Origin of the sequence: Flavobacterium sp. WC2409 (assembly GCF_041200085.1) — a bacterium.
Taxonomy (GTDB): Bacteria; Bacteroidota; Bacteroidia; order Flavobacteriales; family Flavobacteriaceae; genus Flavobacterium.
In genome coordinates, this window is the sequence record NZ_CP165625.1 from 3,252,217 (window position 1) to 3,271,377 (window position 19,161).

Below are 19,161 nucleotides of genomic sequence, written 5' to 3' on the forward strand. Positions count from 1 at the left end.
CAAGTCCATACCTTTGTATTAAATTAACACTTTTTGAGATGAAAAATATTATCCTTTTTAGCCTATTACTTTTTTCTATGGCACGTTGTTCTAAGGAGCTAGTTTTTGAAGATCAATCATTCTTAAAAAAAACGAGTTTACCCTGCAAAGAGAATTGTCCTCAAATTAGTATAAAAATTCCAATTGCAAAAGACGTCCCCGATGTAGCTGACAACATCAATAAAAAAGTCTTTTCAGTTTTAAAAGAGATTGTATACTTTGGCGAAAAGCCATACGCAGCAAACAATTATAATGATCTCTCTAGGTCCTTTATTGATTCCTATGAAAAACTACAAAAAGAATTCCCAAAAGACAGTTTTGGTTGGGAAGCAAAAATCGAGGGATCCGTAAAATACGTCTCAGATAGTATTTTAAATATTGAAATCAAGCACTATACTTATACTGGTGGAGCTCATGGATACCAAGGCTTACGTTCACTACTTTTTGATCCTGCAACAGGGAAAACAATTTCGAACAGTCAATTGTTTAAAGACCAAAATGGATTTAAAGCGTTTGCAGAGAATAAATTCAGAATTAAATATAAAATCCCTAACGACAAAAATATCAATTCAACTGGCTACTTATTTGAAAATAATGTATTCCACTTGCCGCTCAATATATTTTATACTGACCGTGGATTGTTATTGTATTATAACTCATACGAAGCGGCATCCTATGCCGATGGACCAAAAGAGTTGCTCATATCCTATAAAGAAGCAAATCCCTATTTGGTATTAAAATAAAATTAAATGAATTTTCTAATACCTAGAATAGCGCCAATATGAATCCCCTCATGAAAACTATTAAAGAACATAGCGTCTTTGGCATTTTTCAAAACAAAACCTGTTGAAGTGGGGTATTCTTGGTAGCTAACAAAACTATTATTATTCATATCAATCTCTGTTTGATCGATGGTTTCCATCAGTAAATTATAAATTTCATCTACTTCAGCTTGGGTTGCATCTTGTTCCGGCTTTGTTCCTTTTTTATATTTTTCAACCAACGAATCTGAAATATTCATTGGAAGACCCGATAATTTATAAACTAGCATTTGTTGCACAACTACAATGTGGGCAATATTCCAAATTAAATTATTATTATGTCCCTCAGGAATGGCGTTCAATTGTGCTAATGTATATCCTTTTAAAATTTGAGATAACATTTTTCTACTGGTTCTGGTAACGTGTAATGATGTGTTCATTTCTAATTTTTTGATAAAAATAATCATTTTCAGTTTCAAATGATTTTTCTTTGCACAAAGAAATTGAAATTATTATGAACAAAATCTATTACATCGCTTCTTGTGATACTTGTCGAAAAATTATTAAAACCTTACCAAAAGGCAATAATCTTGTTTTTAGAGACATCAAGCAAAATCCTTTAACTACTGAAGAATTGGATGAAATGTATCAATTATCAGGCAGTTACGAGGCATTGTTTAGTAAAAAAGCACAATTGTATAAATCTATGAATTTGAAGGATCAAACCTTGACTGAAGATGATTATAAAAAATACATTTTAGAACACTATACGTTTTTAAGTCGTCCCGTTTTTGTTATTGACGGTAAAGTTTTTGTTGGCGGAACGCAGCAAAACATGCTACAAGTTATGAAAGCATTAAATAATGTCTAAAAGAAATATTGCTCTTTTTGGTGCAACTATTGTTTCCATAATATACGGCGTTACATTTACCATTGCCAAAGATGTCATGCCTACTTATATTGATGCTTATGGCTTCATTTTATTGCGTGTAAGTGGTGCTATGCTTTTATTCTGGTTCTGCTGGTTGTTTATGCCTAAAGAAAAAATAGCAACTAAAGATTTTCCCCGAATTATTGTTGCTGCTTTTTTTGGCGTGGCCTTCAATATGCTAACTTTTTTTAAAGGACTTAGCCTTACTTCACCCATCTCGGCATCCGTAATTATGGTTACCACGCCTATGATTGTTTTAGTCCTTTCGGCAATTATTATGAAAGAACGAATGAAGAAACGCATGGTTGCTGGGATTTCTCTGGGTTTAATAGGAACTGGTTTTTTAATTCTTTATGGCAAGTCAATTGGTACCGCCACAAATGCCACTTTAGGAAATATTCTCGTTTTTTTAAATGCCGTTTCTTATGGTTTTTATTTAATCATCGTCAAAAAATTGATGGAGAAATACAATGCTTTTACTTTTGTAAAATGGATTTATCTATTTGGTTTTTTAATGGTTTTGCCTTTTGGCTGGAGCCAATTTGAAATAGTTAACTGGTCAATAGTCCCTATAGCTATATATTGGAAAATAGGATTTGTAGTCGTTATTTCGACTTTTGTAACCTATTTATTGAATTTGCTTACCATGAAGGAATTAAAACCAACAACAGTGGCTGTATTTATTTATCTACAACCTGTATTCGCAACTGTATTTGCGATTGGCCTTGGGAAAGATGATTTGAGTTTAGTGAAAATTGTTTCGGCCATTTTAATCTTTTTAGGGGTGTATATGGTTACCCAAAAACCATCTGAAAGAAAGGAATAAACCTTAAAAAACAGGCTCTTTGTGGGTTAATTCGCTTTTCATTATCTTTGACCTCTTTATACAACTATATGATACAATCAATGACAGGTTTTGGTAAAGCTACTTTGCAACTACCAACCAAAAAAATAACAGTAGAAGTAAAATCTTTAAACAGTAAAGGTCTTGACCTTAATGTAAGAATGCCTTCGCTGTACCGCGAAATGGAATTGGGTTTACGAACTCAAATTGCATCAAAATTAGAAAGAGGAAAAGTAGATTTTTCTATTTTTATCGAAAGTACCGCTGAACAAACCACAACTAAAGTTAATGTCCCAATTGTGAAAGCATACATCAGCCAGTTAAGAGAAGTTTATGCCGCTGCTGATGAAACCGAATTGATGAAAATGGCGGTGAGAATGCCCGATGCTTTAAAAATTGAGCGCGACGAAATCGACGAAAATGACTGGGTACAGATCCAAACTGTTATTGAAGAAGCGGTCCAAAACATCTTGACTTTTAGAAAAGATGAAGGAATGTCACTTGAAAAAGAATTTCAATTGCGCATAGGTAACATTCGCCAGTACATGACTGATGCATTAGCTTTAGACCCTGAACGCGTACAAGCTATAAAAGACCGTTTACAAACTGCCATTGCTGAATTGCAAGTAAACGTTGATGAAAATCGTTTTGAGCAAGAATTAATCTATTACCTAGAGAAATTAGACATTACCGAAGAAAAAGTGCGTTTAACTAATCATTTGGATTATTTCTTAGAAACTATAAATGGAACCGAAGCCAACGGTAGAAAATTAGGTTTTATTACTCAAGAAATGGGGCGTGAAATCAATACTATGGGTTCTAAATCCAATCATGCACAAATGCAGAAATTAGTCGTTCAAATGAAAGACGAGTTAGAAAAAATTAAAGAACAGGTTTTAAACGTATTGTAGGTTTCGGCATTAAAAAAATACCGAAATAAATTCAGCATAAAATGAAAAAAGGAAAATTAATTGTTTTTTCGGCACCATCGGGATCTGGAAAAACAACCATAGTTAAGCATTTACTAAGCAAACCTGATTTGAATTTAGAATTCTCTATTTCTGCAGCTTCTCGTGATCCTCGAGGGGAAGAAACAAACGGAAAAGACTATTATTTCATTTCAACTGAAGAATTCAAAAAACACATCAAAAACGAAGATTTCCTAGAATGGGAAGAGGTCTATAGAGACAACTTCTATGGAACTTTAAAAAGTGAAATCGAACGCATCTGGGCCAAAGGTAAAAATGTAATTTTTGATATTGATGTTGCTGGTGGTTTACGTATTAAATCTAAATATCCAGAAGAAACTTTAGCCGTATTTGTAAAGCCACCAAGTATTGATGAGTTAAAAATTCGTCTAAAAAAGCGCTCCACCGAAAGTGAAGACAAAATTAATATGCGAATTGCAAAAGCATCAGTTGAACTAGCTACAGCTCCGCAATTTGATGTTGTAATTAAAAATTACGATTTAGATATTGCTTTGGAAGAAGCCTATCAATTGGTGAAGGATTTTGTAAGTAAATAAAAATTAAAAAATTAAAGAATTGAAAGATTTAAAAACCAATGATAATCTTTCAATTCTTGAGTTTTTTAAATCTTTAAATTAAATCGATGAAAATAGGACTCTATTTCGGAACTTTTAATCCCATTCATGTTGGGCATCTTATTATTGCAAACCATATGGCGGAGCACTCTGATTTAGATCAAGTTTGGATGGTAGTTACGCCACATAATCCACACAAAAAGAAAAGTACTTTGCTTGATGATTACCATCGATTACAAATGGTTCATTTAGCAACCGAAGATTTTCCAAAATTGAAACCTTCCGATATAGAATTTAAGTTGTCACAGCCCAATTATACGGTGAACACTTTGGTTCATTTGGAAGAAAAATTTCCAAACTACGAGTTTTCTTTAATTATGGGCGAAGACAACTTAAAGTCGTTGCACAAATGGAAAAACTACGAAGTTATTTTACAAAATCATGATATCTATGTGTATCCTCGCATTTCATCAGAAGCTGACACGAGCTTAAAAGGCGAACTGGCGCAGCAAAATGTAGAACTTAAAAACCATCCTAAAATTCATTTAATTGATGCACCAGTAGTTGAAATTTCCTCTACATTTATTCGCAATAATATTAAAGCAGGAAAAAATATTCAACCACTTTTGCCAACTAAAGTTTGGGAATACATTGATCACAATAATTTTTATAAAAAATAATTATTCAAATATTGCCCTTAGAACTACTTCAATTTCTTGAAAAGCAGTGTTGAAATTATCGTTTTTTCCTGACAATAAAAAAACTTCCGTACTTGGCATTTGTTTGCTATTCCATAATAATTGAATTCTTTTCTCTTCTATAAAACACTTAGCATTAATATCCCAAACTACTGCTACTCCTGTATTTTTAGCAAGAACTCCAAGCATTTCATATTCTGATGGAATAATATAATTAGAAATCATTGTTGGCCTTTTTTTATTAAAAACATGTAGCCAAAACAATTTGATATGTGGAATTCCAGCATCATGACTATACCATTTTTGATTATTTAACCATTGTTCAATTGACGAAAAAACTTTAGTTTTAATTTTTAATTTCAATTCAGATGCATCAATATTATTGGAACCAACTATTACTTGTTTCATCTCACCGACCTTTTTCTGTATAGTATCAAAGGTGTCAAACCTTTTAGTCACAATAGCAAAGTCTAATTTTTTAGCATCTACTAATTCAAAAAGAACTTGATTTTCATTAAAACTAAAATCTATATAATCATACTGTGAAATCAATGCACTACCAATACTACTAAATAAATGCTTCGATATACCAACCGTAATTAATCGGTTTGCATTAAAAGCTTTGGCTCGAAAACCATTCTCCACATTTTCCAATCGGTCTAGAGCTTCTATAATCAAGTTATTCAGTAACTTAGCATATTCTGTTGGTTCAACACCTTTTGATTTTCGATTAAAAAGCGTATAGCCTACATGGGCCTCTAGCATTGCTATTTGCTGACTCACTGCAGGTTGACTTATAAACAACTCTTTGGCAGCTAAAGAAAAGTTCCCGTTTTTATACACGGATTTAAAAGTTCTGTACCATTCTAGATTGACCATGATATAAGTATATTTATCACAAACATAATTTAAATTATTTTTACTAATAGCATATTCGCCGTAAATTTGTAGTAATAAAATCAGTTATGAAGAAAATAGCATTATTTACAATTATTGCATTAACTGTGGGTTGCATTAAAGCAACCGCACAAAAACAAAATAAAAAAGACATGAAAAAAGTATTATTTGTTCTTACTAGTCACGATAAATTAGGAGACACCGGAGAAAAAACAGGGTTTTGGACAGAAGAATTTGCTGCTCCTTATTATGTGTTAGCTGACAAAGGAATCCTAATTGATATTGCTACTCCGCTTGGTGGACAACCTCCAATTGATCCAAAAAGTGAAGATCTGTCATCGGCAACTGAAGACACGAAACGATTTGACAAAGACACTGAATTACAAGCTAAATTAAGTAAAACACATAAATTAGCCGATGTAAAAGAGTCTGATTACGATGCTGTTTTTTATCCAGGTGGTCATGGACCATTATGGGATCTAGCTTCAAATAAAAATTCAGATGCATTAATCTCAGCATTTTACACTAATAATAAACCAGTAGCTTTTGTTTGTCATTCACCAGCGGTATTGAAAAATGTAAAAGTAAATGGAGAATTTTTAGTTAAAGGTAAAAACGTAACTGGTTTTTCTAACACTGAAGAAGCTGCGGTAGGATTAACTGATGTGGTTCCTTTTTTATTAGAAGACGCCTTACAAGCTAATGGAGCAACCTATACTAAAGTGGCAGATTGGCATCCTTATGCAGTAGAAGACGGTTTGTTGATTACTGGGCAAAACCCTGCATCCTCTAAATTAGTTGCTGAAAAATTATTACATCAATTAAACGAAAAAAAATAAGCATGTTAAACTTCGAATTATATAATCCCACGAATCTTGTATTCGGAAAAGGACAAATTGAAAAACTAGGAAGCCTTGTACCTAAAGGAGCTAAAATATTATTGGCTTACGGTGGTGGAAGTATCTTTAAAAACGGAATTCACGAACAAGTACTCCACAATCTTAAAGGGCATGAAATTATAGAATTTAGCGGAATTGAAGCTAATCCTCATTTTGAAACTTTAATGAAAGCAGTAGCCATTGTTAAAGAACAACATATTGATTTTATTCTTGCCGTTGGTGGTGGTTCTGTAATTGATGGTGTGAAATTTATTTCAGCAGCTGTTAATTTTGAAGGAAACCCAATCGATATCTTGCAAAAACGCATTTTAATTAAAGAGAATGCAGTGCCTTTTGGAACTGTATTAACCTTGCCTGCTACAGGAAGCGAAATGAATTCTGGAGCTGTTGTAACTATTGAATCGACCAAAGAGAAATTGGCTTTTGGTGGTTCAGCTATGTTTCCAAAATTCTCTATTTGCGATCCAACGGTGATTGAATCTTTGCCAAAAAGACAATTGCAAAATGGTGTTGTCGATGCCTACACGCACGTAATGGAGCAATACTTAACTTATCCACACGAAGGTTATTTACAAGACCGCATTGCCGAAGGAATTTTACAAACCTTAATTGAAGTAGGTCCACAGGTAGTTGAAAATCCTAAAGATTATGCTTTGGCATCTAATTTTATGTGGAGTTGCACCATGGCCTTAAACGGTTTAATCCAAAAAGGAGTTCCTAGTGACTGGGCAACACACATGATAGGTCATGAACTAACTGCGATGTACGGAATTGACCATGCACGAACTCTTGCTGTTATTGCTCCAAGTTTGTACAAAGTAATGTTTGAGACTAAAAAAGGAAAACTAGCACAATACGGAAAACGCATCTTCAACTTAGAAGGAACGGAGGATGAAATTGCTAACGAAGCTATAAATAAAACGGTTGAATTCTTCCACAAAATGGGAATGGACACGAAGCTATCTGACTATACAAAAGAGTATAATCACACTGCTGATTTCATTGTAAATCGTTTTGATGAACGCGGATGGAAAGGTTTAGGAGAAAGACAAAACATCACTTTAGACAAAGTAAAAGCTATTGTGGAAATGAGTTACTAATTCAGAATACTGGAACTATTACAGTGTAAAATAAAAAGGCGTTTTGAATTTAATTCAAGACGCCTTTTTGATAACACCAAAACAAAACTAACTAACTCAATTTTCATTTATTTATTAAAAACTTAATTTATAATAGGTTACAACGTTAATACGATATAAATATTGTAAGAAATTATAAAAAAAAATATTTTATTTTTATGATTGCTTTTTTCAAGCAAATAAAACTCCAGTTTCTTAAATAATTTTTTTGTTTAATTACTCCATTTTTAAGTACTTTTGGTTAAATTTATTAAAAAAATGGCCGGAAATATAAAATTCGCAGTTATAGGTGGTGGTAGTTGGGCAACAGCGATTACAAAAATGTTATGTGTAAACCTTTCGGAGGTTTCATGGTACATGCGCAATGAATCAGCTATTGAGCACATAAAGACTTACAAGCATAACCCTAATTATCTTAGTGCGGTAGAGTTTGACACTAAAAAACTAAAATTAACTAGCGATATTAATGAAGCTGTTGCATATGCAGACTACCTCATTTTTGCAATTCCTTCTGCATTTTTAAATGATGAGTTAGAAAAACTAACTGTTTCATTAAAAGATAAAATAATCTTTTCAGCTATTAAAGGAATTGTTCCTGAAACAAGTTTAATTGTTGGCGAACATTTCCATTTTAAATATGACATCCCGTATTATAATATTGGAGTAATTACAGGACCTTGCCATGCCGAAGAAGTAGCATTAGAGCGTTTATCATACCTTACTATTGCTTGTGGTGATGCTGATAAAGCAAAATTAGTCGCCAAAAATCTATCAGGAAATTTTATAAAAACTAAAATTACAGATGATATCATTGGGACCGAATACGCAGCTATGTTGAAAAACATTTATGCTATTGCTGCAGGAATTGCTCATGGATTGGGTTATGGTGATAATTTCCAATCCGTTTTAATGAGTAATGGAATTCGTGAAATGAAAAAATTCATCCGCAAAGTTCATAAAATGAAACGAAACATAAATGACTCTGCCTATTTAGGTGATTTATTGGTAACCGGGTACTCTGTTTTTTCCAGAAATAGAATGTTTGGTAATATGATTGGCAAAGGCTACACTGTAAAGAGTGCAATGATGGAAATGAGTATGGTTTCTGAGGGTTATTACGCAACAAAAAGCGCTTATAAACTCAACCAAGGGTACCAGGCGAAAACTCCCATTATAGATGCTGTTTATGCCATTTTATACGAAGGAAAAGATGCAAAAGCAGTCTTTAAAAAACTAACAGACCAACTGGATTAATCTAAAATAATTCGATTTTTAAATACAAAAAAAGGCGCTATCTCATAAGATAACGCCTTTTTCATTATGATAAATTCTATATTACCTTATAATAACTCCATCAACAAATAAAATAGGAACTTCTTCCACATCAGTTTCATTAATGGTATTGGCTTTAAAAATAAATTTCTTATCGTATAATTTATCATCTATGAAAAAAGTAACCATAAACTCATTGTTAAGTTGTAATACACTTTTTTCAATCATTTCGATTTTCACTACCGAAACGGACGGTACTTCTACAAAAGCATGACGTAAAAGTGATGTTTTTTTCATCTCTCCATCTATAGTCCCAAATGCTTTAGAAACAACCATTACACTTTCTATTAGGTAATCGCTGTCATTTACTAAATAGGCATACCAAACTTTTTCCATAAAGTCGTCACTCCATTCTTGGACTGCGGCTATGAAAACGTTCTCTACTTCGGGGATAATTATGTCTTTTTTCATTGTGATATAACTCTGAAAGCTACTTTTATAACTATTAAGAAATTAAGGTTGTTACGTTTAATCCTTATTTGATCAATATTGACTATTCAACTAAAATACTAGCCCAGATAGAAGTGAAAATCCTTTTCTTGTTTTTCTTTAAAACAAGAAAAGATTGTAACGAATAGCTGGAAATAGCTCCTAATTCAATTATTAAATACTAGCTTTAAATTGTTCTAAGAAACGAACATCGTTTTCGTAAAACATACGAATATCGCCTATTTGATAGTTCAACATGGCGATTCTTTCAATCCCCATCCCAAATGCGAAACCAGTATATTCTTCTGGATCGATCCCGCAATTTTTAAGTACATTAGGATCTACCATTCCACAACCACCAATTTCTAACCAACCAGTGCCTTTGGTAATTCGATAATCAGTTTCGGTTTTTAAACCCCAGTAAATATCAATTTCGGCACTTGGCTCCGTGAATGGGAAATAAGACGGACGCAAACGTATTTTTGATTTCCCAAACATCTCTTTGGTAAAATGCAACAAGGTTTGTTTCAAGTCAGCAAAAGAAACATCTTTGTCGATATAAAGACCTTCTACTTGGTGAAAAATACAGTGAGAACGGGACGAAACAGCTTCGTTACGGAACACTCTTCCTGGAGAAATAGTACGAATAGGTGGTTTATTATTCTCCATATAACGCACCTGAACCGATGATGTATGCGTACGCAACAAAATATCAGGATTGGTTTGTATGAAAAAAGTATCTTGCATATCACGAGCCGGATGGTATTCTGGCAGGTTCAATGCAGTAAAATTATGCCAGTCATCTTCTATTTCTGGACCTTCGGACACGTTGAAACCAATGTTTGAAAAGATATCTATAATTTGGTTTTTTACTAATGATATTGGGTGACGAGAACCTATTTTAATAGGTTCAGCAGAACGTGTTAAATCACCAAACAACCCTTTAATTTCTTCTTTATTCTCTAAAGATTCTTGTATTGATTTTACCTTTTCTTCGGCAGATGATTTAAGTAAGTTGATTACTTGACCAAATTCCTTTTTTTCCTCATTAGGAACATTTTTAAATTCGGCAAAAAACTCTTTTAAAACCCCTTTACTTCCAAGAAATTTAATTCGGAAAGCTTCTAATTCTGCTGGACTTTGGGTCGAGAAGGCTTGTGCTTCACCGATATATTCTTTTATCTTATCTATCATTTTCATTCAATAATTGCGTGTGCAAATTTACAAAATTTGTTTCAGGTTTAAAGTTTAAAGTTTAAAGTTTCCCTGATAAATTGTGAGATTACCATTTAAGTACTACTATAAGGTTAAATAATATAAAAACTGATAACTGAACACTACTTTATTACTTCTCTTTCAAGAAAATAATTAACAATTGCTTCTTTCATCAATACGGATTGTTCTCCCGCTTTAAGTGGTGGCAACTCTTCTTTTACTGTATAATGAGGCCAGCCTTCTTCGTCAAAAAAATCGAATTCATAAAATCCGTATGGTTCTAATAATCGACAAATAGCAATATGCATTAAGTTGAGTTTTTCGTCTTTTTTATATTCACGGTGTACTTTTCCTAATTCTTGTACCCCAATTAAATAAATGATAGCGTCTAGATCTAAATCTTCACCTTGTGAAAATTGATCTGATAATATAGTTACAAGCTGTTCCCAGCGTTCTTTAAGTTGTGTGTCTCTTGACATTGTGATTGTTGATTGTAGATTAACGATTTTTGACCCGAGCGATAGCGAAAAGGCAAAGCATTTCAGATTTTCAAAAAAAGCATCCAATTATTACGGCAAAGATAACAACTAGAAAATTGACAATGGATGTTTGATAATTCTTTTATATTTGTTCCTTTATCATTACTAAACTAATTTTATGGGAATTTTAGATATTGTCCTGGGTGCATTACTGATATACGCTTTATTTAAAGGTATGAAAAATGGGCTTTTTGTAGAACTTGCTTCCTTAATTTCGCTAATCTTAGGAATTTATATTGCCATAAAATTCTCCTATGTTGTTCGTGAAGTCGTATCAAGTCATGTTTCATGGTCTCCAAAATACGTAGAAATAATCGCTTTTGGGCTCACTTTTATAGCCGTAGTCTTAGTAGTGCATTTATTAGCCAAGGTGCTTACAGGGATTATGGACTTCGCTTTTTTGGGTTGGATTAACAAGTTGGCTGGCGGTTTTTTTAGTGTTATAAAAACCATATTGCTCTTGAGCATTGTATTGAATCTTTTTCAAAAAATCAATATCAACAATATGCTTACCAAGCAAGAGACGCTAGATAAGTCTATGTTTTACAACCCTATTCAAGAAACGTCAAAGTTTATTTATCCAAGATTACAAATCTGGTACGATGATTTTAAAAGCAAAAACGAAGATAAATCACTTACTAATAAGCAAGAATAAAGAGAGAATTATTTTACTTCTTTGATAGCATTATTTTCAATCCAGCCTTCAGTTCCGTCTGTTAGTTGCACTTTTTTCCAGCCTTCAACAATTTCTTCTACAAATACTTTTGTACCTTCATGTAACACCACAATCGTAGAAGCTAATTTTTGAGGTTCGCTTCTCACATCCGTCATTTCGGCAAAAACGATTGCTGGCCTTTCATTTTCAAAATGGCTTTTTTCAAAAATGGCTGCAGCGACAGTTATCATAAGCAAGAAAACAACCACAAACATGGAGAAGAAAAATATTCTTTTAACCACAGTCATTTGAGAAAAATAATATCCTATAAAACACAATAGAAACAATACTGAAAATCCTATAGAAATCCATCCCCAAGTATTGTAATGATAAATTGCCGTGAAATCACGAAGCAATTTACCAAAACCTACTTTTGGAATTACTTTTATTTCGTCAATAGTTCTTTTTTGTGCAAATCTTAAATTGTTTTGAACGTCCTTATCATTTGGTTTCAAAACCAAAGCCTTTTCATAATTATAGATAGCAGGAGCTACTTTGTTTAATTTATAATAACAGTTCCCTAAATTATAATACAATTCAGCCGACTGCTTATGGCTATTTACCACACTTTCGTATGCATGAACGGCTTCCTGATATTTCCCTTTTTGGTATAAATCATTCCCAGTTTCAAAGCCACTTTGAGCAAAGAAAATTTGAGAAGTAAATAATAATACTATATAAAAAATGTTTTTCATCTTAATCATCAATTGTTAGATCTGCTTTTCTAATTCAGAGATTATTGAAACAGCCTTGTCATAATCATTTTGAATAGTTGCGCTTGAAGCTGGTGCATATCGAGCTACTTCACAGTTTTCAGTTAGAGAAATAAAATCATTTACTACCTCTGGATTTGCATTTCTAGTCAATAATAAGTCCTTGATATTGTCCTTACTCATTTCCGAAGTTTCAATATGAAGTTTTGCCTTCAAGAAATTATGCATCGCCTTTTCAAGAGCCACGTAAAACGGTTCTTTATTATTGATTTGTTTCTTGGCTTCAGATAAATATTTCTTAGCCAATTTATTATTTCTTCTAATTCTATTACCAACAACGTCTCCGTCAATAGCTTCTTTTTTCTTTCTAAGTAAAACTATAATTGGAACAATTAAGAACGGTAAAAACAATAATCCCAAGAACAAATTGGAACCAAAGAAGTCGTCTCTTTTTGTTGGCTCTAATTTTGTTTTCAGTTTAATATATTTGAATTGTTCTTGAATTGAAACCGTATTCTTCTTAGAGTTTAGATTGTCTGCTGTTCTAGTATCAGTAGGGCCATCCAGAACGTTAATCATTATTTCAGGAGAACTAATCGTTTTATATGTTCCTGATCCTAAATCAAAATAAGAAAAGCGAAGTGGTTTTACTGGGTAATTCCCTTTATATTGTGGCACAATTGTATAACTGTCAGCCACTTTTCCTGACATCCCCGCTAAAGAGGTATTCACTTGATCTGTGTGAACCGCGTCATACATTTCCAAGGCATTAGGTACTACTGGTTTTGGTAAGTTGAATAATTTCATATTCCCTTTACCTGTGACGCTTACATTTAAATCAAGGCTTTTTCCATTTTTAAGATTTGTTTTGGATGGAGTCACTTTAAAATCAAAACTACCTACTGCTCCAGAAAAATCTTCTGGCTTACCAGCTTCAGGAAGTGCTCTTACCGTTATTGCTTTGGCTCCAGCCGAAACTCTTTTATTTCCTTCGGTCAAAATTACTTGACCAAACATGTTTCTACGATTAGTAGGCAATTGCACATCGATATCTAATGACAATGGCTCTATAGTCAATTTTCCCGATTTTTGAGGGTATAGAACTGTTTTTCTTAATATTACATAACGGTATTTCTCACCTTTAAACATCCCTTCTTCGGCAACTAATTGCTTGATGTCAATGTTTTGACTCCAGAAATCATTGTACTTGGGTTTATTCAATTCCCTCCAATTCGTAATTCCAATGTTATAGCTAAAATACAGTTTATACACTACTGTAATAGGTTCATTGATATACGGACTTGTTTTCGAAATATCAGCCACAAGATAAATATTATCTGCTGCAGAGACACTAGTGTCGTTTGGATCTTTTGGCTGTTCGATTGCCGATGTAACATTAATTTTTATTGGAGAAGTTTTATACACTTGCCCGTTGTATTCTATGGATGCTTGCTTAATAACTAAAGTCCCTTTTTGATTTGGCAATAGGTAATAGGAATATATTTTTTCAAAAGAACTGCGGCCATTCACCCAAGATTGACTTACTTGTTGACTTGGACCAGCAATTACTCTAAATCCTTCAAAAGAAGGTTCACTAAAATTATCACCATCGATATTCATAGCAAAATCTACACGGAGTCTTTCATTAAGACCAAGTGTCGTTTTACTTACTTTAGCCTCAAATTGCACTTGAGCCATAAGTCCTTGAAAACTTAATAGTATTAAAATTAAAAAATTCTTCATTATTACTGTTTGTTCGTTGATTCCTTGATTTACTACTTAATGAATTTGTTATTAAAACAAATCACGAATAGGTTATAAACCAAATCTTACCAATCTTTTTCTGTTTTTGTTGGTTTTCCTTTTACTTTTTGTGCGTTTACTTTGTCTTGGATTTTCTTTTCCTCATTATTTACCGCATCTAAAAGACTTTGTAAACGTTGTGGTGAAATACCGCCAGGAGTAGGTTTTGGCTTTCCGTTATCCTCAGGTTTTTCATTGTTCTTTTTATCCTTATCTCCCTTATCGTCTTTTTTGTCTTTGTCACCGTCTTTTTTATCCTTATCCTTGTCTTTCTTGTCTTTGTCTTTATCTTTTTTATCCTTATCTTTTTTATCCTTGTCTTTGTCTTTTTTATCCTTATCCTTTTTATTGTCTTTAGGCGGATTTTCTTTTAGCATTTTTTTTGCTAATGCATAATTATATCTTGTTTCCTCATCTGTAGGGTCATTACGAAGTGCGTTTTTGTATGCTTCTACCGCTTCAGTATAATTTTTTTCTTTCATGAATACATTACCTAGGTTGTGAAAGGCTTTGTGTTTTTGAGGTCTCGTTTTAGCACTTTTTAAAGCTTTGGCATAGGCATATTTAGCTTCAGCAGGTTGGTTTTGTTTGTATATTGCATTACCTAAATTATATGGAGAAACAGTTCTGTTTGGAAATTTAGAACCCGAAATTCTATAATTAGCCTCTGCATCAACAAATTTATTTTGAGCATATTCCTCATTTGCTTTAGGCAGATTTTTATCTTTCTCCTGCGCAAATACTCCCCCAAATCCCAAACTAAGGAATATAGAAAAGACAAATATGTATTTTTTAAAATTTTTCATTTTTCAATTATTATGTTTATCCTCGAATGTAAAAACAGCAAGGAATTGACATTATTTTTTATTCGTTAAATAAATTCAGCTTCTTCACCCAGCTTGTTTTTCTTTCTAATAAGAAAAGATCTAGAAACAATAAGATAAAAGCAAATCCAAGAAACCACTGAAACTGCGATTGAAAATCGGCCATTTGTGTCGCTTCAAACTCCGTTTTTTGAATCGTGTTTAACGTGTTTTTTATGTATTCCAAAACCTCTTTGGTATTGCTTCCATCCACATAACCGCCTTTAGTAGCTTTAGCTATGGTCTCTAAACCAGCACGGTTTAATTTTGTAACTACCACTTGGTCATTATTATCACGAACATAACTTTCTACAATTCCATTTCTTTTCAATGGAATAGTCCCTCCTTTTTCGGTTCCAACTCCTATTGTGATAATGCGCATTCCTTGCTTATTGGCTTCTTCGGCTGCTGCCTGTGCCCCTTCAGAATGGTCTTCCCCATCTGAAATAAGAATTAGTAATTTGCTTGTTTTGCTTTTATCATCAAAATAAGTTCCTGATAACTTTATGGCCTCATCCAGCGATGTTCCTTGTGAGGAAACCATCTCCGTGTTCATACTTTGCAAAAACATTTTGGCCACACTGTAATCAGAAGTAATCGGCAATACAGGAAAAGCACTTCCCGCATACGCCACAATACCAATGCGGTCATTCCCTAACTGATTGATAATTTGAGAAACGAGTTGTTTACTTTTTTCCAATCGGCTGGGAGCGATATCTTCGGCAAGCATACTTTTGGATACATCCATCGCAAAAACGATATCAATACCTTCTCGTTTTACCGTTTCCATTTTGGTTCCTATTTTTGGATTTACCAATCCTAAAATTAATCCCGCTAATGCTAATAGAATAACTGCTAGTTTAAAAACAGGTTTAAAAACAGAAGTCTCAGGACTCAATTTTTTAATTAAATCCAGATCTCCAAATTCACGTTGTTTTTTTCTTTTCCAATAGAAATTCAAAAGATACAACACCACCACAATTGGTAGTACGAATAAGAGGTATAAATATTTTGATTCGTCTAATTCCATATTTTTTTTTAAATATCAGTCTCGAAATATCAAGACAAATTTTAGATTCCAATTTTCACGTCCAATCTCCCTTCCCTTTGAGGAGGACTGGGGTGGGGATACTAAATAAAACTTCTATACACTGTGTTTCTTAAACCAATTTCGGCCAATAATAAAAATCCTGCTATCCAAACAAAAGCTCTGTATTTTTCATCGTAATCATAAAACTTAAGCTCTTCAATTTCGGTTGTTTCTAACTTATTGATTTCACCATAAATTTCTGCCAATTTACTGTTGCTCGTTGCTCTAAAATATCTTCCATCCGTTTTTTTAGCGATGCTTTGCATTAATTTTTCATCGATTTCCACTTTCATCATTTGAAATAAAAACTGTCCGTTTGGCCCTACGGCATAAGGAAATTCAGCCATTCCATTAGTACCAATTCCAATAGTATATACTTTTATTCCATATTGCTTGGCGATATCCGCTGCGGTTTCTGGTTCTATAAAACCAGCGTTATTCACACCATCTGTCAATAAAATAATCACTTTACTTTTGGCCTTACTGTCTTTTAATCGGTTTACTGCTGTTGCCAAACCCATTCCTATTCCCGTTCCATCTTGTAAAACATTATCGTATTTGATGCTTTTTATTGCTTCAAGAACAACTGCTTTATCACTAGTAACTGGTGTTTTTGTATACGCCTCCGAAGCATAAACTACTAGCCCAATTCGGTCATTTGGTCTTTCCTCTGCAAAATCAGCTGCCACTCTTTTTAAGGCTTCCATTCGGTTTGGCTTTAAATCTTTGGCCAACATACTTCCTGAAACATCGACAGCCATTACAATGTCAATCCCTTTTGTTGTTTTTGTTTTATTACTAATATCTACCGTTCTTGGTCTCGCCATTGCCACAATTAAAGAGCTCAACGCTAATAAACGAAAAACACTTAAAAAAGGTTTTAGTTTAGCTAGTAAAGAAGGCGTTGTCTTGAACCCTTGAATCGAGCTAATTTTTAAGGTTGCTGATTGTTTATTTCTTTTATAAACTAACCAAATAACAGCTAGTGGTATTAAAAGAAACAACCAGAAAAACTCAGGATTTAAAAAAGATATTTTCTCCATTACTTACTTACTTGTTTTAATTCGACAGAACTCAACACTCTATCCGATATTTGATTTGCATATGAATCCCCTTCTTCATGGAAAATCATAATTTGTTGTAATCCTCCATCTTGACCAAACAACAACAATTCATAATATAATTTTTCACTGCTCTTAGTCGCCTCATTTATTCTAGTGAACGTTCCGTATCCTTTTAGACCACTTATACCTTCAGGTGTTTGAAAATCTTCTTGTTTCACAATCATGTTTTGAGCTCCTTGTGATTCTAATGCTTGAATCGTTCCTTCCATTGATTTTTTTAAATCAACTGAAGTCGAGTCTTGTTTGTACTTATAAGTAGAAACCATTAAATAGAAATTATCTAAAAGGCTACCATAAGCAAACGAATTCATTTCTTTAATCAATGCCATTCCATTCTTAGGTAATGATTTTGTTAAATCTATTCTTTTAAGCACTTTTGGCGTTTCCATTATAATTCCTGGATTTCCATATTCGCTTTTCACCCATTCCCCTTCTAATAATTCTTTGGTTGGATGGCCAATAATATTGTCTTTTACATAGTCAAACCCTTTAGTAACAATTAAAAAAGTAGTTGTTGCAAAAAGTAAGAAAAGAACCGAAGCTATAGTTATTGCTATGCGTTTATTTCTTTTTTTCTTTAACTGAATTTGAATTTGCTTTTGTCTTTGCACCTCATTCAACAAAGTATCCTCTTCCATTTCAACTACAACAGGAATAGCGCTGTCTAGTGTTAAAATTGCTTTTTGAATTTTATTTCGATCTTCTGCAATTTCATATTCTACTGGTTTTGATTTTGCAAACTTTACTAAATCGGCTTGTTTCAATACCCGTTCTAAATTTTCAATTGTTTCTTGAGAAACCGTCATTTTCTTTTTGACAGATGCTGCTCTAAGCCCCAAAATCAATTCGGAAGTAGTACTTTCCATAGCTGGAATTTCAATTGCTTCTTCGATATAATTTCTGGCAATATCAGTCAACTCACTATAATACTCTTTAACTTCTCCTTTTTGCCAAAGTTCTTTTTTCTCTAAATCATTGAGTAGGTTGGTCGCTCTTTCAATTGGCGTTTTATACACATCCTCTTCAATTTTTTTCTTTTGTTGCTTTTTAATGTACCAATAAATCAAAGCGCCAATTCCACCAAGTATCGCAAGCGCCAAAAGATATTTCCACCAGTCTCCCAATGTGTTTTCTACAGGAACAATATCCTTAATATCATACATTTTTTGTTTTAAAGTATCTACTGCTACATTAGCTACTTCTACCTTAAGTGAATCCGTATAATAGGGTTTATTATTAATTAAGATTTTTATACTAGGAACTGAATATTTTCCAGAATCAAACTGAGTTAATCCGTATTTCTTGATTAATTCATAGCGGTCATTATTTTTAACCGTATCGATTGGGTAGGATTGAATTACTTCAAGCGCTCCTATATTTTTCAACTTAGGAAAAACAACTTTAGACAAAGTATCCACATCTGTTTTTATGGTCAGTTTAAACTCTGCTCCAATTTTATTTTTTGTGGTATCTATACTTGTAACTACTCTTTTTTGTTGGGCAAAAATGGTAGTACAAAGAAGTAGTATTAGTAGGCTTATATATTTTTTCATTAGTAATTTTTGAAACATTTGTTTTTCAACTCCC

At 33.0% G+C, this 19,161-nt stretch carries 21 protein-coding genes; 10 read left to right on the forward strand and 11 right to left on the reverse strand.

The window, feature by feature from the left end; translation table 11 throughout:
- Window positions 1-38 precede the first annotated feature (38 nt).
- Window positions 39-782, forward strand: a complete 744-nt coding sequence (locus tag AB3G34_RS13880) for a PdaC/SigV domain-containing protein (RefSeq protein WP_369752786.1) — start codon at window positions 39-41, stop codon at window positions 780-782.
- A 2-nt stretch (window positions 783-784) separates the two neighbouring features.
- On the opposite strand, the gene AB3G34_RS13885 is transcribed toward AB3G34_RS13880, so the two are convergent.
- Window positions 785-1,240, reverse strand: a complete 456-nt coding sequence (locus AB3G34_RS13885) for a DinB family protein (RefSeq protein ID WP_369752787.1) — start codon at window positions 1,238-1,240, stop codon at window positions 785-787.
- Window positions 1,241-1,314: 74 nt separating this feature from the next.
- Between AB3G34_RS13885 and AB3G34_RS13890 the strand changes: the two genes are divergently transcribed.
- From AB3G34_RS13890 to nadD, 5 genes are all read left to right on the forward strand, one after another.
- On the forward strand, window positions 1,315-1,671 hold the full coding sequence (locus AB3G34_RS13890; RefSeq protein WP_369752788.1) for an arsenate reductase family protein: 357 nt from the start codon (window positions 1,315-1,317) through the stop codon (window positions 1,669-1,671).
- A complete protein-coding gene (locus AB3G34_RS13895; RefSeq protein WP_369752789.1) occupies window positions 1,664-2,557 on the forward strand; it encodes a DMT family transporter in 894 nt (297 codons plus the stop codon). The genes AB3G34_RS13890 and AB3G34_RS13895 overlap by 8 nt, the downstream gene beginning before the upstream one ends.
- A 68-nt stretch (window positions 2,558-2,625) precedes the next feature.
- A complete protein-coding gene (locus tag AB3G34_RS13900; protein WP_367755966.1) occupies window positions 2,626-3,486 on the forward strand; it encodes a YicC/YloC family endoribonuclease in 861 nt (286 codons plus the stop codon).
- Window positions 3,487-3,527: 41 nt separating this feature from the next.
- Window positions 3,528-4,100, forward strand: a complete 573-nt coding sequence (gmk, locus tag AB3G34_RS13905) for a guanylate kinase (RefSeq protein ID WP_367755968.1) — start codon at window positions 3,528-3,530, stop codon at window positions 4,098-4,100.
- Between the two features lie 86 nt (window positions 4,101-4,186).
- A complete protein-coding gene (gene nadD / locus AB3G34_RS13910) occupies window positions 4,187-4,798 on the forward strand; it encodes a nicotinate (nicotinamide) nucleotide adenylyltransferase (RefSeq protein WP_367755970.1) in 612 nt (203 codons plus the stop codon).
- Here nadD and AB3G34_RS13915 read toward each other — a convergent pair whose 3' ends face one another.
- Window positions 4,799-5,695, reverse strand: a complete 897-nt coding sequence (locus AB3G34_RS13915) for a LysR family transcriptional regulator (protein WP_369752790.1) — start codon at window positions 5,693-5,695, stop codon at window positions 4,799-4,801.
- An 86-nt stretch (window positions 5,696-5,781) separates the two neighbouring features.
- Between AB3G34_RS13915 and AB3G34_RS13920 the strand changes: the two genes are divergently transcribed.
- The 3 genes from AB3G34_RS13920 (at window position 5,782) to AB3G34_RS13930 (ending at window position 9,005) form a co-directional block, all read left to right on the forward strand.
- Window positions 5,782-6,552, forward strand: a complete 771-nt coding sequence (locus AB3G34_RS13920) for a type 1 glutamine amidotransferase domain-containing protein (RefSeq protein WP_369752791.1) — start codon at window positions 5,782-5,784, stop codon at window positions 6,550-6,552.
- A 2-nt stretch (window positions 6,553-6,554) separates the two neighbouring features.
- The gene (locus tag AB3G34_RS13925) at window positions 6,555-7,712 is read left to right on the forward strand and encodes an iron-containing alcohol dehydrogenase (RefSeq protein WP_369752792.1); all 1,158 of its coding nucleotides are present in this window, start codon (window positions 6,555-6,557) and stop codon (window positions 7,710-7,712) included.
- Window positions 7,713-8,009: 297 nt separating this feature from the next.
- Window positions 8,010-9,005 (forward strand): NAD(P)H-dependent glycerol-3-phosphate dehydrogenase, encoded by a 996-nt coding sequence (locus AB3G34_RS13930; RefSeq protein ID WP_369752793.1) that lies wholly within the window; start codon window positions 8,010-8,012, stop codon window positions 9,003-9,005.
- Window positions 9,006-9,086: 81 nt separating this feature from the next.
- Here AB3G34_RS13930 and AB3G34_RS13935 read toward each other — a convergent pair whose 3' ends face one another.
- From AB3G34_RS13935 to AB3G34_RS13945, 3 genes are all read right to left on the reverse strand, one after another.
- Window positions 9,087-9,494 (reverse strand): hypothetical protein, encoded by a 408-nt coding sequence (locus AB3G34_RS13935; protein ID WP_367772585.1) that lies wholly within the window; start codon window positions 9,492-9,494, stop codon window positions 9,087-9,089.
- Between the two features lie 192 nt (window positions 9,495-9,686).
- On the reverse strand, window positions 9,687-10,706 hold the full coding sequence (gene pheS / locus AB3G34_RS13940; RefSeq protein ID WP_369752794.1) for a phenylalanine--tRNA ligase subunit alpha: 1,020 nt from the start codon (window positions 10,704-10,706) through the stop codon (window positions 9,687-9,689).
- 143 nt (window positions 10,707-10,849) lie between these two features.
- A complete protein-coding gene (locus AB3G34_RS13945; protein WP_367755983.1) occupies window positions 10,850-11,206 on the reverse strand; it encodes a hypothetical protein in 357 nt (118 codons plus the stop codon).
- 178 nt (window positions 11,207-11,384) lie between these two features.
- Here AB3G34_RS13945 and AB3G34_RS13950 point away from each other — a divergent pair, with 178 nt between their 5' ends.
- The gene (locus AB3G34_RS13950) at window positions 11,385-11,921 is read left to right on the forward strand and encodes a CvpA family protein (protein ID WP_369752795.1); all 537 of its coding nucleotides are present in this window, start codon (window positions 11,385-11,387) and stop codon (window positions 11,919-11,921) included.
- Between the two features lie 8 nt (window positions 11,922-11,929).
- Here AB3G34_RS13950 and AB3G34_RS13955 read toward each other — a convergent pair whose 3' ends face one another.
- The 6 genes from AB3G34_RS13955 to AB3G34_RS13980 form a co-directional block, all read right to left on the reverse strand.
- Window positions 11,930-12,676: a tetratricopeptide repeat protein gene (locus AB3G34_RS13955; RefSeq protein ID WP_369752796.1), complete on the reverse strand. Its 747-nt coding sequence runs from the start codon at window positions 12,674-12,676 to the stop codon at window positions 11,930-11,932.
- A gap of 15 nt (window positions 12,677-12,691) precedes the next feature.
- On the reverse strand, window positions 12,692-14,437 hold the full coding sequence (locus AB3G34_RS13960; RefSeq protein WP_369752797.1) for a BatD family protein: 1,746 nt from the start codon (window positions 14,435-14,437) through the stop codon (window positions 12,692-12,694).
- A gap of 86 nt (window positions 14,438-14,523) precedes the next feature.
- Window positions 14,524-15,303 carry a tetratricopeptide repeat protein gene (locus AB3G34_RS13965; RefSeq protein ID WP_369752798.1) on the reverse strand — a complete coding sequence of 260 codons (780 nt, stop codon included), beginning with the start codon at window positions 15,301-15,303 and terminating at the stop codon, window positions 14,524-14,526.
- A gap of 58 nt (window positions 15,304-15,361) precedes the next feature.
- The gene (locus AB3G34_RS13970; RefSeq protein WP_369752799.1) at window positions 15,362-16,390 is read right to left on the reverse strand and encodes a VWA domain-containing protein; all 1,029 of its coding nucleotides are present in this window, start codon (window positions 16,388-16,390) and stop codon (window positions 15,362-15,364) included.
- Window positions 16,391-16,491: 101 nt separating this feature from the next.
- Window positions 16,492-17,493: a VWA domain-containing protein gene (locus tag AB3G34_RS13975; protein WP_369752800.1), complete on the reverse strand. Its 1,002-nt coding sequence runs from the start codon at window positions 17,491-17,493 to the stop codon at window positions 16,492-16,494.
- Entirely contained in the window at window positions 17,493-19,127 is a 1,635-nt protein-coding gene (locus AB3G34_RS13980) for a hypothetical protein (RefSeq protein WP_369752801.1), read from the reverse strand. Before AB3G34_RS13980 ends, AB3G34_RS13975 begins: the two co-directional genes overlap by 1 nt.
- Between the last annotated feature and the right edge of the window lie 34 nt (window positions 19,128-19,161).

What these genes read in the sequence shown, in the direction of transcription:
- AB3G34_RS13950 (WP_369752795.1), top strand. Translation starts at nt 11,385, where the DNA reads ATGGGAATTTTAGATATTGTCCTGGGTGCATTACTGATATACGCTTTA.
- AB3G34_RS13960 (WP_369752797.1), bottom strand. Translation starts at nt 14,437, where the DNA reads ATGAAGAATTTTTTAATTTTAATACTATTAAGTTTTCAAGGACTTATG.
- AB3G34_RS13900 (WP_367755966.1), top strand. Translation starts at nt 2,626, where the DNA reads ATGATACAATCAATGACAGGTTTTGGTAAAGCTACTTTGCAACTACCA.
- AB3G34_RS13925 (WP_369752792.1), top strand. Translation starts at nt 6,555, where the DNA reads ATGTTAAACTTCGAATTATATAATCCCACGAATCTTGTATTCGGAAAA.
- AB3G34_RS13945 (WP_367755983.1), bottom strand. Translation starts at nt 11,206, where the DNA reads ATGTCAAGAGACACACAACTTAAAGAACGCTGGGAACAGCTTGTAACT.
- AB3G34_RS13915 (WP_369752790.1), bottom strand. Translation starts at nt 5,695, where the DNA reads ATGGTCAATCTAGAATGGTACAGAACTTTTAAATCCGTGTATAAAAAC.
- AB3G34_RS13880 (WP_369752786.1), top strand. Translation starts at nt 39, where the DNA reads ATGAAAAATATTATCCTTTTTAGCCTATTACTTTTTTCTATGGCACGT.
- AB3G34_RS13930 (WP_369752793.1), top strand. Translation starts at nt 8,010, where the DNA reads ATGGCCGGAAATATAAAATTCGCAGTTATAGGTGGTGGTAGTTGGGCA.
- AB3G34_RS13935 (WP_367772585.1), bottom strand. Translation starts at nt 9,494, where the DNA reads ATGAAAAAAGACATAATTATCCCCGAAGTAGAGAACGTTTTCATAGCC.
- AB3G34_RS13975 (WP_369752800.1), bottom strand. Translation starts at nt 17,493, where the DNA reads ATGGAGAAAATATCTTTTTTAAATCCTGAGTTTTTCTGGTTGTTTCTT.
- AB3G34_RS13965 (WP_369752798.1), bottom strand. Translation starts at nt 15,303, where the DNA reads ATGAAAAATTTTAAAAAATACATATTTGTCTTTTCTATATTCCTTAGT.
- gmk (WP_367755968.1), top strand. Translation starts at nt 3,528, where the DNA reads ATGAAAAAAGGAAAATTAATTGTTTTTTCGGCACCATCGGGATCTGGA.
- AB3G34_RS13980 (WP_369752801.1), bottom strand. Translation starts at nt 19,127, where the DNA reads ATGAAAAAATATATAAGCCTACTAATACTACTTCTTTGTACTACCATT.
- AB3G34_RS13970 (WP_369752799.1), bottom strand. Translation starts at nt 16,390, where the DNA reads ATGGAATTAGACGAATCAAAATATTTATACCTCTTATTCGTACTACCA.
- AB3G34_RS13920 (WP_369752791.1), top strand. Translation starts at nt 5,782, where the DNA reads ATGAAGAAAATAGCATTATTTACAATTATTGCATTAACTGTGGGTTGC.
- AB3G34_RS13955 (WP_369752796.1), bottom strand. Translation starts at nt 12,676, where the DNA reads ATGAAAAACATTTTTTATATAGTATTATTATTTACTTCTCAAATTTTC.
- nadD (WP_367755970.1), top strand. Translation starts at nt 4,187, where the DNA reads ATGAAAATAGGACTCTATTTCGGAACTTTTAATCCCATTCATGTTGGG.
- AB3G34_RS13895 (WP_369752789.1), top strand. Translation starts at nt 1,664, where the DNA reads ATGTCTAAAAGAAATATTGCTCTTTTTGGTGCAACTATTGTTTCCATA.
- AB3G34_RS13890 (WP_369752788.1), top strand. Translation starts at nt 1,315, where the DNA reads ATGAACAAAATCTATTACATCGCTTCTTGTGATACTTGTCGAAAAATT.
- pheS (WP_369752794.1), bottom strand. Translation starts at nt 10,706, where the DNA reads ATGATAGATAAGATAAAAGAATATATCGGTGAAGCACAAGCCTTCTCG.
- AB3G34_RS13885 (WP_369752787.1), bottom strand. Translation starts at nt 1,240, where the DNA reads ATGAACACATCATTACACGTTACCAGAACCAGTAGAAAAATGTTATCT.